General features: G+C 62.3%; 14 protein-coding genes and 1 pseudogene. 3 read left to right on the forward strand and 12 right to left on the reverse strand.

What is annotated here, in order from left to right:
- The 12 genes and pseudogenes from CO666_RS20800 to CO666_RS20855 all read right to left on the reverse strand — a co-directional run.
- Positions 1 to 227: alcohol dehydrogenase catalytic domain-containing protein (locus tag CO666_RS20800; RefSeq protein ID WP_179869735.1), on the reverse strand; the 227-nt coding region annotated here is incomplete at its 3' end.
- Between the two features lie 26 nt (positions 228 to 253).
- The gene (locus tag CO666_RS20805; RefSeq protein WP_097614093.1) at positions 254 to 1,093 is read right to left on the reverse strand and encodes a sugar phosphate isomerase/epimerase family protein; all 840 of its coding nucleotides are present in this window, start codon (positions 1,091 to 1,093) and stop codon (positions 254 to 256) included.
- A 43-nt stretch (positions 1,094 to 1,136) separates the two neighbouring features.
- Positions 1,137 to 2,342 (reverse strand): NAD(P)/FAD-dependent oxidoreductase, encoded by a 1,206-nt coding sequence (locus tag CO666_RS20810; RefSeq protein WP_097614094.1) that lies wholly within the window; start codon positions 2,340 to 2,342, stop codon positions 1,137 to 1,139.
- Between the two features lie 59 nt (positions 2,343 to 2,401).
- Positions 2,402 to 3,346, reverse strand: coding sequence for a substrate-binding domain-containing protein (locus CO666_RS20815; protein WP_097614095.1), 945 nt, complete (start codon positions 3,344 to 3,346; stop codon positions 2,402 to 2,404).
- Positions 3,347 to 3,417: 71 nt separating this feature from the next.
- Positions 3,418 to 3,729, reverse strand: coding sequence for a MocE family 2Fe-2S type ferredoxin (locus CO666_RS20820; RefSeq protein ID WP_097614096.1), 312 nt, complete (start codon positions 3,727 to 3,729; stop codon positions 3,418 to 3,420).
- The gene (locus tag CO666_RS20825; protein ID WP_097614097.1) at positions 3,726 to 4,760 is read right to left on the reverse strand and encodes a sterol desaturase family protein; all 1,035 of its coding nucleotides are present in this window, start codon (positions 4,758 to 4,760) and stop codon (positions 3,726 to 3,728) included. The genes CO666_RS20820 and CO666_RS20825 overlap by 4 nt, the downstream gene beginning before the upstream one ends.
- Before the next feature lie 419 nt (positions 4,761 to 5,179).
- A pseudogene (locus CO666_RS20830) lies at positions 5,180 to 5,320 on the reverse strand (aldehyde dehydrogenase family protein); the annotation flags it as partial.
- Between the two features lie 11 nt (positions 5,321 to 5,331).
- Entirely contained in the window at positions 5,332 to 6,066 is a 735-nt protein-coding gene (locus tag CO666_RS20835) for an ABC transporter ATP-binding protein (RefSeq protein ID WP_097614098.1), read from the reverse strand.
- Positions 6,063 to 6,881, reverse strand: a complete 819-nt coding sequence (locus CO666_RS20840; RefSeq protein ID WP_097614099.1) for an ABC transporter ATP-binding protein — start codon at positions 6,879 to 6,881, stop codon at positions 6,063 to 6,065. Before CO666_RS20840 ends, CO666_RS20835 begins: the two co-directional genes overlap by 4 nt.
- The gene (gene livM / locus CO666_RS20845) at positions 6,878 to 8,194 is read right to left on the reverse strand and encodes a high-affinity branched-chain amino acid ABC transporter permease LivM (RefSeq protein WP_097614100.1); all 1,317 of its coding nucleotides are present in this window, start codon (positions 8,192 to 8,194) and stop codon (positions 6,878 to 6,880) included. Before livM ends, CO666_RS20840 begins: the two co-directional genes overlap by 4 nt.
- Before the next feature lie 15 nt (positions 8,195 to 8,209).
- The gene (locus CO666_RS20850; RefSeq protein WP_097614101.1) at positions 8,210 to 9,127 is read right to left on the reverse strand and encodes an ABC transporter permease subunit; all 918 of its coding nucleotides are present in this window, start codon (positions 9,125 to 9,127) and stop codon (positions 8,210 to 8,212) included.
- 74 nt (positions 9,128 to 9,201) lie between these two features.
- Positions 9,202 to 10,317, reverse strand: a complete 1,116-nt coding sequence (locus CO666_RS20855) for an ABC transporter substrate-binding protein (protein ID WP_097614102.1) — start codon at positions 10,315 to 10,317, stop codon at positions 9,202 to 9,204.
- Positions 10,318 to 10,635: 318 nt separating this feature from the next.
- On the opposite strand from CO666_RS20855, the gene CO666_RS20860 reads away from it, so the two are divergent.
- Genes CO666_RS20860 through CO666_RS20870 form a run of 3 tightly spaced genes read left to right on the forward strand, consistent with a single transcriptional unit; the run spans position 10,636 to position 15,592 of the window.
- Positions 10,636 to 12,717, forward strand: coding sequence for a hydantoinase/oxoprolinase family protein (locus CO666_RS20860; RefSeq protein ID WP_425352425.1), 2,082 nt, complete (start codon positions 10,636 to 10,638; stop codon positions 12,715 to 12,717).
- Positions 12,718 to 12,728: 11 nt separating this feature from the next.
- The gene (locus CO666_RS20865) at positions 12,729 to 14,384 is read left to right on the forward strand and encodes a hydantoinase B/oxoprolinase family protein (protein ID WP_097614104.1); all 1,656 of its coding nucleotides are present in this window, start codon (positions 12,729 to 12,731) and stop codon (positions 14,382 to 14,384) included.
- Positions 14,381 to 15,592, forward strand: coding sequence for a pyridoxal phosphate-dependent aminotransferase (locus tag CO666_RS20870; RefSeq protein WP_179869736.1), 1,212 nt, complete (start codon positions 14,381 to 14,383; stop codon positions 15,590 to 15,592). Before CO666_RS20865 ends, CO666_RS20870 begins: the two co-directional genes overlap by 4 nt.
- The last annotated feature ends 7 nt before the right edge of the window (positions 15,593 to 15,599 follow it).

Consider the following 15,599-nt stretch of genomic DNA (forward strand, 5'->3'; position numbering starts at 1 on the left):
GTGACGCCCGGACCGACATCGACGACGATGCCGGCGCCCTCATGGCCGAGGATCGCCGGAAACAGACCTTCCGGATCGGCGCCCGACAGGGTGAAATCGTCGGTGTGGCAGATGCCGGTCGCCTTGACCTCGACCAGCACTTCGCCGGCCTTCGGTCCCTCCAGCTGTACGGTCATGACTTCCAACGGTTTGCCGGCCTGAACGGCAACAGCGGCGCGAACGTCCATAGGATATCTCCAAATGTTTGAATAAGTCAGGATTCGGTGGTGAGCCTGGACCACAAGCCGCGGGCGTATCGCTGCAGCATGAGCGACTCCTCCCAACGATCGGTGGAGTCTTCTCCGTCGCGGCCTGTGATCGCGTATGGTTTCGGGCCAAGTTCGCAGACAAAGGCGAGACTGTCGTTGGCGGCAGCGCGTTTTCGCCAACTCCGGAAGCCGTATTCCCACCAGCCCAGAAAGAGATCGATCCAAGGCTGATGATGCGGGTACGAGATTTCTATCTGCACCTGCTCTCGTGATGCCACTCGCCCGTGGAACGCCCAGGAATTGTCGAGGATTCGATGAATCATGCCATGGTTCTCTTCCGACACGGGCCAGGCAAATTCGCGGCCGACCAGGAAGTGCGAGATATCGCCCAGCAGCTGCAAATCCGGCAGTCGATCCAGCAAGTCGAGTGTGAAAAAGAGGTCGGTCGTCATTCGATCGCGATGCGTCTCGATGTAGACGGGAATCCTCGCGTCCTCTCCCAGCCGCTGCCAGCCCTCCAGCAGTGGCAGACAATCATCGATCCGACGCAAGCGGATGTCGGGCTGCAGGCAGATGTGGTGAACACCGAACTCGGCAGCGTTTTCGAGGACCGGCTTGAGGTCATCTATGGACTTCGGGAAACACTGACCTTCGGCCTGAAGACCGTATTGGCTCAGGAGAGCGTGAAGGCGCCGTACGTATTCTCGATCATACCAATGCGCGCTCACCCCGTCGAACCCCGCTTCAGCAATTTGGCTGATGCTCTCCTCAAGGGTGGGGTCAGCGCGCCTGCTGCTGCGCAGTTCCATCGCCCAGAGCGATTGAAAGACCAGTAGTGACTGCATTCGTCCTCCGCCTGCCAAAGTCTGGGCCAATATCGGGGCCGCATCAGGCGGCCCGCGCGCTTCTCAGAACAGCTTTAAGGTTGAAGGTGGGGTCGGCTAGTGCCTCTGGGTCGGGGCTGACGCCCGCGGCAATCAACATCTCGGCCAGCTTGATGTCCTTGGCCAAGCCATTGCCGATGCCGAGACCGGCAGCAGCAACGAGACGCCCGTCATCAAGGTAGAATTCCAATTCGCCCTCGCCGAGCGTCCGCACGATGCTCTGATGCCCGGGCAGCGGCAGCCCCGCCACCTGCAGCCCGAGATCATACTGGTCGGACCAGAACCAGGGGATAGCCGTGAAAGCGCCCTCGCCGCCAGCCATGTTGCGAGACGCAGTCTCCGCTTGGCCGCGGGCATTCCGCCAGCTTTCGAACCGGATATGTCCTCCGCCCGGCTGAGCCACCGCAGCGCAATCACCCGCCGCGAAAATATCCGGGTCGCTTGTGCGTAGGCAATCGTCGGTCAGGATGCCATTTCCTGTCGCAAGCCCCGCCGTTTCCGCGAGTACTACATCCGGCTGGACGCCGATCGCCGCGACAACGACGTCGGCCGGCACCGCGTCGCCATTGGTGAGAACAACGGCGTCGTCAGTGATTTCGGCCACGCCCTGGCCAAGATGGAATGCGACGCCTTCATCTTGGTGCCTGGCGTGGAGCTTTGCTGCAAAGCGCGGGGGAACGGCGCGCCCCAGCGGCTTCGGCGCAGCTTCGATGACGCTGACGGCACTGCCTTTTGCGCGCAGCACGGCTGCAAGCTCCATTCCGATCAGACCACCGCCGATAATTGCGATTTTTTTGCCGGCGTCCCCACGAGAGAAGACACTTGTTGCGTCCGCATAGGTGCGGAAGTCGAATGCGCGCTCCGCCCCAGGGCATGTCAATCGCCGCGGACGGGCGCCGGTGGCGAGCAGAAGCTTGTCATAGGCGAGCGTTCGGCCATCGCTTAAAACGACCGATCGCGCCTGGGCATCGAGCCTCGACGCCGAAACGCCCTGAAGATATTCGATTCCTGCAGCGGTTAGCGCTTCGCAACCACAGATCGGCTTCATTTGCACCGTGCCGTTCAATGGCTTCGAGAGCGGCGGCCGCTCGTAAGGCAAATGCGGTTCCGCGCCGATCAACGTGACGCTGCCGGGAAATCCCGTTTCTCGCAGCGCGAAGGCTGCGCGCGTGCCGGATTCGCCCGCGCCGACGATGACGATGCCGTCCATAGGTTTCTCCAGTGAAAAGTGGCCGGCGCTCGTGAGGAGGAGACGCCGGCCGGGGAGGATCAGTTCTTCTTGGCGTATTCGGTCATGTTCTTCGGCGTGACCAGCTCAAAAGGAACCCAAACCTCCTTGTCGACGCTGTTGCCATGGGCCAGGGCGACGGCTGCATCCACGGCACTTGCCGACTGCGCCTTGGCGTTCTGGAACACAGTCGCGTCGAGGTCGCCTGCGGCCATGGCGATGAGAGCATCTTGTGTCGCATCGATGCCGACGACGATGACGTCATCCATCGACACGCTTGCAGCTTTCAGGGCCTGGATCGCACCGAGCGCCATTTCGTCGTTGTTGGCGAAGACGACGTCGATCGGCCGACCTGCGGTGATCCAATTCGTCGTCAGATCCATCGCGTTCGTGCGCGTCCAGGCAGCAGACTGCTCGTCGGCGATGGTGGCGCCTTTGCAATCACCGACCGCCAATGTCTCCTTGAACGACGATGTGCGGTCGCGCGAGGCCTGGTGGGCGAGATCACCCATAAGAATATAGACCTGTGCGTCGCCTGCCTTTCCCTTCTTTTTCAACAGATCGCAGGCGGCCTCGGCGCCGAGCCTGCCGGAGTCGGTTTCCTTCGAGCCGACATAGGCCTGCTTTTCCGGCAGCTTGTCGATATTTTCCGGCGCGAGGTTGAGGTAGACAAGGGGAATTCCTGCATTCTTCGCTGCCGCGCTGATGCCGGTAGCCGCTGATGTATCGGCGAGCGTCATGATGATCGCGTCCACCCCTGACGCGATGAAGTTGTCCACCTGGCTGCGCTGTTTGGAAACGTCGGTCTGCGCGTCCTCGATCTGAAGATTGACGCCGCTGAGCTTCGACGCCCTTGCCTGAAGCCCCTCGCGCAGCAGCGTCTGAAAATTGTTGTCGAAGCTCTGCATCGACACACCGATCGTCTCGGCCGAGGCAGCCGTCGTCGTCAGGGCGGCCAGGACGGCCGCCACACAGATTGATTTCATGTCATCCTCCCAAAGGGCGCCGGGCCGCCCGATCCGTTCCGGAGGCCGCTCGGCCTGCCTATGTCGCTGGCTCAGATCAGAGCCACGCGAACCTCCCCATCGACCACTTCGGCCTTATAGGTCTTCAGGTTCTCACAGGCGGGAAGTCGCAATGCCTCGCCGGTGCGATAGTCAAAGGCGCCCGAATGCTTCGGACATTCCACCTCGAAATCCATGACCAATCCGTCGGCGAGGTGGATCGCCTCGTGGGTGCAGAGCCCGGCGGTGCAGTAGACGCTGTCGTCCGGACCGCGGTAGATCGCGTAGGTGCGCCCGCCATGGTCGAAGCGGATGGCTCCCTCCTGCTCGATGTCGTCAAGTCTGCCAGCGGAAACCCAGGTCATTCGGCTGCTTCTCCCATTTCTACGCGAGCTTTGCGGGCGGCGAGTTTTTCCTTCCGCCTGCGGTAGCGTTCCTGCATCTGCGCTTCGCCTTCGGGGGAGCCGTCGTGCCAGGTGCCGAACCACTTATCGAGCGGGATCAGGGCGTCGCCGTAGTTCACCTCGAAGTACTTGTGGTGGAGGTAGTGGGCATAGGCGTGGCTATCGACCAGCTTGTCTTCGCCGATCTCGACCTTGTCGAAGCCGACATGACCCGGAATGGCCCCGAAACCGGCATAATGCAGCTGGTAGAGCATGATGATCGGGTTGGAGGGCAGGATCAGGTGGTAGAAAGCCGTTCCGAAATAGAGCAGATGCTCGACCGGATGCATCGACAGCGACGACCAGGGCGAAGGGTTGACCGAATTATGGTGAACCGAGTGCACCCACTTGTAGAGAAGCGGCGTGTGGATGAGCCGGTGGATGCAGAAGAAGTGAAACTCATGGATGATCGGCACCACGAGCGCGACGAGCGCCAGCGTCCACGGATTTTCCGCAAAGCCAAGCCATGGCGCGTAGCCATTGGCATAGGCCCAGAGCATTCCGACTTCGACCGCTGTCCAGATAGTGACGCCAGACAGGAAGGTGCGCAGGATGTTGTCGAGGTTCTGGCTTTCGAACCAGAAGGCGTTATTCTTCTGCTCGGCCGGGAACCTGCCGTTATATTTGAAGCGATTTTCCTGCCGCTTCAGAACGTAAAGATGCAGTTCGAAGGCGCCGTAGAACAGAAACACGCAGATCGCATTCACGGCGTACAGCCAGGCGATCCAGCCGAAGCCGATCATCTGCATCGTCTCGATCGGCGGAATGACCCATGCCCAATAAGCGACAGCCGAGGCAGCGAAGATCATGTTCCAGGGAAAAAAGTAATGCGGCAACCACTTCGCAATCGCCATCAGCCGCGTGGGAAACATAAAAAGCGGTGCGTTTTGAACGGGCTGGTTCGGCGCCCAGTCGCCGCGCTTGTTACGCGTTCCATACTTCAGGTCGTCCATTATGGCCTCCTCGCGGCGGATCCAGTCTCGCCGCGACCATGAAATTGATGTCGGAGAGCGCCCTGCGCATCTTTGTTCAAGTGTCGCTCGGGCTCTCCTTCCTGATACAGAAATATCAGGAGACCTTCCGGATCCCGAGCGTATTCTTGATCTAATTAGATCAAAGCGCTTCCTCGGTGAGGACGGGCTCCATCCCGCCGAAGCAGGATGAACTGCCGACGGTAGCCGAAGGGCGGCTGCATCCAGCATATGCTCAGCCAGCGGCTTCGTTGGAAACGAGGAATTCTTAGGGGTAGGTCAGCTGTTCCGGGAACAGTTCGCCTGAGAGAGTTCTGCCCGCGCGAAATATCTGCCAGGGATTCCTGCTCAGATAATGTCGGAGACAAAAATGAATGCGACCAGGCGGGGAATGCCACCTAGGCCGCTGCGATGGCGGCAAGCATGTGGTCCGCGCTCGCCCGCGCATATTCGCCGACGACCTCGTCGGTATTGGAAGGATTGACGTTCGCCGAAGCGTCGTCGCCGACCCATTCGCCGGCGATCAGGTTCTTGTGCAGCATCGTTGCTCCGTTCAGTGTAAACCAAGATAGGCCTTGCGAACTTCCTCATTGTCGAGAAGGGCGGCACTGTCGCCCGACAGGTGAATCCGTCCATTGACCATGACGTAGGCGCGTTGAGAGAGTTTCAGGGCGTGGTTGGCGTTCTGCTCCACCAGGAAGATCGTCTTGCCCATGGTCGCAATCTCGCGCAGAACCTCGAACACGCGCTTGACCACGAGCGGTGCAAGCCCGAGCGAGGGTTCGTCGAACAGGATGAGCTGCGGGCGCGCCATCATGGCGCGGGCGATGGCGAGCATCTGCTGCTCGCCGCCCGACATCGTGCCGGCCACCTGATTGCGCCTCTCCTTGAGCCGCGGAAAGAGCTCGAACATGGTGGTTCTGTCGGTTTCGAAATGCTGCATGCCGACGGGCGTCGTGCCCATCATCATGTTCTCCTCGACCGTCATCTCTTGGTAGATCTGCCGCCCCTCCGGAACCAGCGAGATCCCCCGCCGGGAGATCATGTTGGTCGGGGTGCGGGAAATATCCTCGCCCCGATGGAGAATGCTTCCCGAGGAGGCGCGCGGCGTGCCGAAGATCGACGACAGCAGGGTGGTTTTGCCTGCGCCGTTCGCGCCGATCAGGCTGACGATCTCGCCTTCATAGACCTGGACCGTGACGGCCTTCAGCGCTTCGACCGGACCATAGTGAGCATGCACGCTCGAAAATTCGAGCAGCGGAGACCGGCTGGTGGACGACTGGCTCATGCCTGTACCTCTTCTTCGCTGACGCCGAGATAGGCGGCGACGACCGCCGCGTCGTTGGCCACATGCTCGGGCGTTCCGTCGGAAATGACCTCGCCATGGTCGAGAACCACGATGTGATCGGAAATCCGCATCACGAGTCCCATGTCGTGTTCGATGACGAGAACGGTTTGATCGTGATCGCTGCAGAGCCGCTGTATGACCTGCGCCAGCTCTCGGGTCTCGGAGGGATTGAGGCCAGCCGCCGGCTCGTCGAGGCAGATCAGACGCGGACTCGTGCACATCGCGCGCGCGATCTCCAGGCGCCGCTGGCGGCCGTAGGGAAGCTCTCCGGCAAGGCGATTTGCGTCTTCGACAAGACCCATCTGCGCCAGCCAGTAATAGGCCCGGTCGATCGCCTCGCGCTCGGCGCGCCGAAAGGCCGACGTCCTGAGAACGCCGCTCAGAATGCCGTTGCGCGTTGCGCGATGCTGGGCGACCAGCAGGTTCTCGACCACAGACATTTCCTTGAACAGACGGATGTTCTGGAAGGTTCTGGCGATGCCCGCCCGTGTGACGAGATGCGAACCGCCGGAGATCGGCCTGGTGACGAGGTCGCCGATGTCCTCGTCGCCGCCGTCTCCCTTCAGCAGGATGCGTCCTTCGCTTGCCCGGTAGAAACCGGTGATGCAGTTGAACATGGTGGTCTTGCCGGCGCCGTTCGGGCCGATCAACGCGGTGATGGCGCCTTCCTCCACCGAGAAGCTGACGTTCCGGTTCGCAACGATGCCGCCGAAGCGCATGGTGACGTTCTGAACCTCCAGGATCGGCGCGCTCATCGTCCCGCCTCCATCTTCGCCTTCGCAAGCAAGGACGGCGCTACGCTGTCGCTAAGCGCGGAACTGCTTGGGAAAAATGCCGGGCGCCTGACGCGGACGAGGCCGCGCGGTTTCCAGATCATCATGACAACCATCAGCACGCCGAAGATGAGAACGCGGTATTCCGCGAACTCGCGCAGCATTTCCGGAAGGATCGTCAGCACGAGAGCGGCAAGAATGACGCCGACCGTCGATCCAAGACCGCCGAGCACGACGATCGCCAGGATCAGCGCCGACTCGAAGAAGGTGAACGATGTCGGGTTCACGAAGCCTTGGTGAACGGCGAAGAACACGCCGGCAAGCCCGCCGGTCGAGGCACCCAGCATGAAGGCCGTGAGCTTGGTGAAGACGTGATTGACGCCGAGCGAGCGGCAAGCGATTTCATCCTCGCGCAGTGCTTCCCACATGCGCCCGAGCGGGATGACGCGAAGCCGGTGGACGACATAGATTGCCGCGCAGACGACGAGAAACAGCACGACGTAGATGAACCAGAATTTATAGTCGGCATTGTAGGGAATCCCGAAATATTCGTGGATCGGCACGCCGCCCTGTTTGGCCGTGCGGGTGAATTCCAGTCCGAAGAATGTCGGCGCCGGAGCCGGCGCGCCGTTCGGCCCGCCGGTGAATTCGAGCCAGTTGTTGAGGATCAGACGGATGATTTCGCCGAAGCCGAGCGTGACGATGGCGAGATAATCGCCATGCATCTTCAAAACCGGAAAGGCCAGCACCATACCGAAAAGCGCGGCGAGGAAGGGGGCAATCACAAGGGCGCTCCAGAAACCGAGGCCGAGATATTGCGAGCCGAGCGCCAGCAGATAGGCCCCGACGGCGTAAAAGGCGACGAAACCCAGGTCGAGAAGGCCGGCAAGTCCCACGACGATGTTGAGGCCGAGGCCGAGCAGGCAGTAGATCAGCGCGAGGATGGCGACGCCGAGAAAATACTTGTCGGCGATGAAGGGGACGCTGAGGCCGGCGAGAAATAGCGCTGCCAGCAGAAGGGCCGGAGACTTCTCCTTTCCGGTCATGACGGTCACGCCCGCGCCGGTGCGGGTGGCCGTCCCGGTAAGATGCGCCCCGAGGCTGCTCATCTGCACGAGCGAGATCGCGATGCGACCGGCCGTGACGACAGACGCAAGCATCAGCGCGCGCGTCAGCTCGTTCGTGAAGGAAAAGCCGTCGAGGACCAATCCGGATAGCGGTCCGAACAGCACGATCGAAATGACGAATGTGAGAAGCGCCTCCCGCAGGAGCGCAATAAGTCTTGCTGACTGCATGATACCCGTTCCCACTTATACTTTTTGGATCTCCGGACGGCCGAGGAGCCCGGACGGACGGAAGAACAGAAGGATGATCAGCAGCGCGAAGGCGAAGACGTCCTTGTAATCCGTGCTGACATATCCGGCGAACAGCGCCTCGGTCAGGCCAAGCAGCACGCCGCCCAGAACGGCGCCGGGCAGAGAGCCGATACCGCCGAGAACGGCGGCGGTGAAAGCCTTGATGCCCATCACGAAGCCGATGAAGAAATTGAACGAGCCGTAGTTGAACGTCACCAGCGTGCCCCCGACGGCCGCAGTCGCCGCGCCGATCACGAAGACGGTGGAGATGATCCTGTCGGTGTTGACGCCGAGAACGGCCGAGATGCGGATGTTCTGCTGCGTCGCCCGGCATTCGCGGCCGATTCTGGTATAGTTGATGACATAGGTGAGGATGCCCATGGCGATCAGCGAGGCGACCAGGATGACCGTCTGCATATAGGTGATCTGCGCGAAATGCCCGCCGCTGCCGAAGCGGAATGCGCCCTGGATGAGGGTGGGGACGCCCTGGTCGCGTGCGCCTTGCGCGATCTGCACGTAGCTCTGCAGCATCAGGGACATCCCGATCGCCGAAATGAGCGGCGCCAGTTTGGTCGAGCCGCGCAGCGGCCGGTAGGCGACGCGCTCGATCGTCCAGCCGTAGACGGCGGTGAGGGCGCAGGTGATCACCAGCACCGAGATCAGCGCGAAAGGAACCGATTGGACGCCGAAGAAGGTTAGCACCGCAAGCGTGATCGCCGCGATATAGGCCGACACCATGTAGACGTCGCCATGGGCGAAGTTGATCATCCGGATTACGCCGTAGACCATGGTGTATCCGACCGCGATCAGGCCGTAGATGCTGCCGAGCGTGATGCCGTTGAAGAGCTGTTGAACCAGGATATAGAAATCCATGGCAGATCCCCTTTTGTTTTTCTCTGGGCAGGGAGTCCAGCCGGACCCGGTCCGGCTGGAGCGAAGCGGCTGCCTTACTTGACGAGGACAGGGGCGCCCTTGTCGTCGAAGTTATAGAAGACGAACTTGAAGTCCTTGATGTCGCCCTTCTCGTCCCAGCCCAGCTTGCCGATCGCCGTGTCGATGGTGTTGCCACGGAGGTAGCTGCCCTGCACCTTCAGATCGTCGCCTGCCTTGAGAGCGGCGACGATGGCCTGGGCGTTGGCATAGCCGTAGAGCACGTAGTTGGCCGGTGTGATGTTGGCCTTCTTCAGGGCATCCTGTACGCCCTTGGTCGAAGGATCTTCCAGCGGATCCGGGGTTGCGGAATAGTAGACGTTCTTGAGATTGGCCGGACCGCCGGCTGCCGATACGAGTTCGGCCTGGGCAAAGGCGTCACCGCTGACGACGACGACATCGACGCCCTGCTCCTTGAGCTGGCGGATCAGGGGGCCGCCTTCCGGAATGAGGCCGCCGAAATAGACGGCGTTCGCGCCGGAGCTCTTGATCTTGGTGACAAGCGCGTTGAAGTCGCGTTCGCCGCGCGTCAGGCCTTCGTAGAGCACCGGCTTGACGCCGCGCGCTTCGATCGTCTTCTTGACGGCGTCGACGAGGCCCTGGCCGTAAGTATCCTTGTCATGGATCAGCGCGATCTTGTCGCGCTTCAGCGTGTCGAGGATGAAGCTGCCGGCAACGACGGCCTGCTGGTCGTCGCGGCCGCAGCCGCGGAAGAGATTGTCAAAACCACGGTCGGTGACGGTCGGGTTGGTGGACGACGGGGTCATTTCGAGAATGCCGGCGTCGTTGTAGATCTCGGAGGCCGGGATCGTGCTCGACGAGCAGAAATGGCCGATCACCGCCTGGACCTTGTCCTGATCGACGAAACGGTTGGCGACCGCGACCGCTTGCTTCGGTTCGCAGGCATCGTCGCCCTTGACGAGCTCGATCTTCTTGCCGTTGACGCCGCCATTCGCATTGACGTCGCCGACATAGGCGGAGACGCCGTCGAACACCTGTTGGCCGAACGTCGCGTTCGCGCCCGTATACGGACCGGCGACGCCGATCTTGATCGTGTCGGCGCAATAAGCCTGCGCAAACGTCAGAATGGATGCGAAGGCGGTCGTGGCAAGAAGCTTGGAGATGGATTTCATCGATTTTCCCTCTGGTTGAAAGACTTCGGTTTGGAGTGCGTTCGACGCAGGTTCGGCCGGCGTTCATATGATTTTTGTTCGGCGAAGTACCTGATTTGAAGAGGTAATTCTTTCCGTTCTTTAACTTGGAGACGGCTTCAAATCGGAGATTTCGGCTCGCTTTCCAGTTGACACTTATATGATAAGTGACATATACGAAGATCGTCAAGCCGAAATGTTGACGTCGCCCTCAAGGACGGGTGAAACTGGAACATGGCGGCGGCCGCTCCGATCGCAGGGCGCGGTCGGCACCTGAAACGGGAAGTGGGGAACAACACGGTGAACATCACGCCACGCAACTGCCGGGTCGGCGTCGATATCGGCGGCACGTTTACGGACATAGCGCTCGATCTCGACGGCACGCTTCACTCGACGAAGGTCCTGACGGACTACACCGCTCCGGAGCGGGCTATTCTCAAAGGCGTGAAGGCCGTTGCCGAGATGGCGGGGATTGCGCTGTCGGAGATCGGCATTCTCATCCACGGCACGACGCTTGCGACCAACGCCCTGATCGAGCGGCGTGGCGCAAGGACGGCCTTCGTGACGACCGAAGGTTTCCGCGATGTGCTGGAAATGCGCACCGAAAATCGTTTCGAGCAGTATGATCTCAACATATCGCTGCCGCCCGCACTCATCGCCCGCGCCGACCGCCTGGTCGTCCGTGAGCGCATCGACGCGGCGGGCCGCCTACTGCTCCCGCTCGACGAGGCTTCGGTCGCCGCCGCGGTCGAGAAGATCGCCGAGGGAGCTTATGAAAGCGTCGCGATCGGCTTCATCCACGCCTATGCGAACGGCGCCCACGAAGCCGCTGTCCGCGACGCCATCCTCAAGCGCCTGCCTGAGATTTCCGTATCGATCTCATCCGAGGTTTCGCCGCAGATGCGCGAGTTCGAGCGCTTCAATACGGTCTGCGCCAACGCCTATGTCAAGCCGGCGATCAAGTCCTATCTCGACCGTCTCGTCGTCTCGCTGAAGGAGATCGGCGTCGGCTGCCCCGTCTTCATGATCCATTCGGGCGGCGGCATCGTCTCGGTCGAAAGCGCCTCCGAATTTCCGGTCCGCCTCGTCGAGTCCGGCCCCGCCGGCGGCGCGATCTTTGCGGCCGACATCGCGCGCCGGCATGGCCTGGACGCGGTGCTTTCCTTCGATATGGGCGGCACGACGGCGAAGATCTGCCTCATCGAGAACCAGGTGCCGAAAACCGCAAAGACCTTCGAAGTCGCGCGCACCTACCGCTTCCGCAAAGGCTCCGGCATGCCGATTTCCATTCCCGTCGTCGAGATGGTCGAGATCGGCGCCGGCGGCGGCTCCATCGCCTCGGTCGACGGCATGCGCCAGATCCGCGTCGGCCCGCATTCGGCCGCCTCCGAGCCGGGGCCGGCCTGTTACCAGCGCGGCGGCAAGAACCCGACCGTGACCGATGCCGATCTCATCCTCGGCAAGCTCGATCCGGAGAATTTCGCCGGAGGCGCCATCCCGCTTTCCGTCGATGCAAGCCGCAACGCCATGCGTGACGATATCGGCGCCGTCATCGGCCTCGATCCCGAGGCCGCCGCTTACGGCACCTGCGAGATGGTCGACGAGAATATGGCGAATGCCGGGCGGGTGCATACCGTCGAGAACGGTAAGGATATCTCTGATTTCACGATGATCACCTTCGGCGGCGCCGGCCCGCTGCATGCGGCCCGCCTCTGCGAGAAGATGGGCATCTCCACCTTTCTCGTTCCGCCGGGCGCCGGCGTCGGCTCGGCCATCGGCTTCCTCAAGGCGCCGTTCGGCTACGAAGCCGTGCGCAGCTCGGTCTTCAATCTTTCGAACTTCGATTTCGCCGAAGCCAACCGCCTTCTCGACGCCATGAAATCCGAGGCGATCGGCTTCGTGGAAGGCGGGCTCGAAGCCGGCGCCCCCGTCATCGAGCGGACCCTGTTCATGCGTTACGCCGGCCAGGGCTGGGATATTCCGGTGCCGCTGGAGGCCGACCGTTTCGACGCGGCGAGTGCCGGCAGGATCGCCGCCGCCTTCCAGGCCGAATATGAGCGGTTCTTCGGCCGGGCGATCGAAGGGCTCGACGTCGAAATCGTCAGCTGGTCGGTCAAGGCCGCCTCCCCGCTCCCGCCGGTGGCGCGCGTGGCCTCCATCGCCGAAGGCGGCACTGTGTCGCCGCGTCAGCGCCGGCGCCTGTTCGAGGCCGCACAGGGCGCCTATCTCGAAGCGGGAATCCATGAGCGGCAGGATCTGAAGCCGGGCGACGTCGTCGCCGGCCCGGCCGTCATCGTCGAGCGTGAAACCTCGTCCGTCCTGACATCCGCGTTCAAGGCGATCGTCCAGAACGACGGCTGCCTCCTCGTTACCAGGCAGTAAGGAACTCCACCATGAACCAGTCCATGATCGATATTCACATGCAGGTCATGTGGAACCGCCTGATCTCGGTGGTCGAGGAACAGGCCCAGACGCTGATCCGCACCGCCTTCTCCACCTCGGTGCGCGAGGCGGGCGACCTGTCGGCCGGCGTCTTCGACCTTGAGGGCCGCATGCTGGCGCAGGCGGTCACCGGCACGCCGGGCCATGTCAACGCGATGGCGGAATCCGTTGCCCACTTCATCCGCGACATCGGTCCGGAGAACATCTTCGAGGGCGACGTCTACATCACCAACGACCCCTGGAAGGGAACGGGACATCTTCACGACATCACCGTCGTCACCCCGTCCTTCCACCACGGCAGGCTCGTCGGCTACTTCGCCTCGACGGCGCATGTGGTCGATGTCGGCGGCCGCGGCTTCGGGCCCGATGCGCGGGAGGTCTACGAGGAAGGCATCTTCATCCCGATCATGAAGTTCTTCGAGCGTGGCGAGTTGAACCGCACGCTCATCCATATCGTCAGGAACAATGTGCGGGAAAGCGACAAGGTCGTCGGCGACTTCCATGCGCTTGCGGCCTGCAACGAGACGGGACACCGCCGCCTGATCGACATGTTGACGGAGTTCAACCTCGAAGACCTGTCGATGATCGGTGGCTTCATCCTCAAGCACAGCTGCGAAGCGACGCTGGAGCGGCTCAAGAACCTGCCGCACGGCTCCTGGAGCTACAGCCTCGATCTCGACGGTTACGACGAACCCGTTCACCTCGCGGCGAAGCTCAGCATCGGGCCTGACGGCGTCGTCGTCGACTTCGACGGCACCTCCGGCATGAGCAAGTTCGGCATCAACGTTCCGCTCGTTTATGCCAAGGCCTATGCCTGCTACGGCATCAAATGTGTCGTCGCTCCGGAGATCCCCAACAACGCGGCCTCTCTCGCACCGTTCGAAGTCATCGCTCCGGAAGGCTGCATTCTCAACGCCAAGCGGCCGGCACCGGTCGCCGTCCGGCACGTTCTCGGTCATTTCGTGCCCGATCTGGTGCTCGGCGCGCTGCATCAGGCGCTGCCCGGCGAAGTGCCCGCGGAAGGCGCCAGCGCCCTCTGGAACCTGCATATGAGCGTCCGGCCGCTTCCCGGCAACGACGCCAGGGGTGCCGAAATCCTGATGTTCAACTCCGGCGGCTCCGGCGCGCGCACGGCGCTCGACGGCCTCAATGCCACGGCATTTCCGAGCGGCGTCCACACCATGCCGATCGAGGCGACGGAGAATGTCGGCCCGGTCATCGTCTGGCGCAAGGAGCTGCGCGAAGGCTCCGGCGGAGCCGGCGCACAGCGCGGCGGTCTCGGCCAGATGATCGAGATCGAAGCGGCCGAAGGCTTCAGCTTTCGCTTTTCCGCGATGTTCGATCGCATCGGCCATCCGGCGCGCGGCCGCGACGGCGGGCTGGAGGGCGCTGCCGGTGGCGTGGCGCTCGACGACGGCACCGTCTTGAAGGGCAAGGGGCTTCAGTTCGTTCCGGAGGGACGCCGCCTAGTTCTCTCGTTGCCGGGCGGCGGCGGCTACGGGAACCCCGGCCTTCGCCCGGCCGACGCCGTCGCGCACGACCTGAAGCACGGTTACATCACCAAGGAACAGGCCGGGCTCTATGCCAAGGCGGGAGACAAGGCATGAACATGATCAAGTTTGAAAGCGCACGCGTCGCCTCCATCAAGTCGTCGCCTTCCATGGCGGTGTCGATGGCCGCCAAGGCAATGAGAGCCAAGGGCGAGAGCGTCGTCGATCTCTCGCTCGGCGAGCCCGATTTCGAAACGCCGGATCATGTCGTCGAGGCCGCCGTCGAAGCGATGCGCAAGGGCCTGACGCGGTACACCGCCCCGGACGGCCTGCCCGAGCTTCGCCAGGCGATCGTCGCCAAGTTCAAAAGAGAAAACGGCCTCGACTATGCGCCGGACGAGATCTCCATCGGCAACGGCGCCAAGCAGATCCTGTTCAACGCCTTCCTCGGAACGCTGGAACCCGGCGACGAAGTCATCGTGCCGGCACCCTACTGGGTTTCCTACACCGATCTCGTCATCCTGCACGGCGGCACGGCCAAGATCGTCCAGTGCGGGGTCGAGGACGCGTTCAAGATCACGCCCGAGCGGCTGGAAGCGGCGATCACGCCGCGCACGCGCTGGTTCCTGTTCAATTCGCCATCCAATCCGACCGGCGCGATCTACACGGCCGACGAACTCAAGGCGCTCGGCGCGGTGCTGGCGCGCCATCCGCGCGTCGCCATCATGTCCGACGAGATCTATGAGCACATCGTCTGCGCCGATGTGCCCTTCACCTCCTTCGCGATCGCCTGCCCTGACCTCAAGGACCGCACGCTCATTATCAACGGCGTGTCCAAGGCCTATGCCATGACCGGCTGGCGCCTCGGCTACGCGGCCGGGCCGAAGGAGCTGACGAAGGTGCTGAACAAGCTTCAGTCGCAAAGCACCACCTGCCCTTCGTCGATCACGCAATATGCGGCAGCGGCGGCGCTCGACGGCCCGCAGGACTTCGTCACGACAGCGGTTGCGGAGTACAAGGCGCGCGGCGCGCTCGTCGCCCGCGGCTTCTCGGCCATTCCGGGCCTAGAGGTCCGTGCCCCCGAAGGCGCCTTCTACCTATTTCCGAAATGCAGCGGCTATATCGGCAGGACGGCGCCGGACGGCAGCCGGATTGCCAACGACACGGAGCTGGCCTCCTATCTGCTGAAAGAGGGCAAGGTGGCGACGGTTCCGGGGGCTGCCTTCGGCGTTGAACCCTATATCCGTCTTTCCTTCGCCACCTCGCGCGACAATCTTTCCATTGCGATCGAGCGCACGGCCGACGCACTCGCCAAACTGCGATAGGAGGACG

The organism is Rhizobium chutanense, from assembly GCF_002531935.1.
In the GTDB taxonomy this organism is placed as follows: domain Bacteria; phylum Pseudomonadota; class Alphaproteobacteria; order Rhizobiales; family Rhizobiaceae; genus Rhizobium; species Rhizobium chutanense.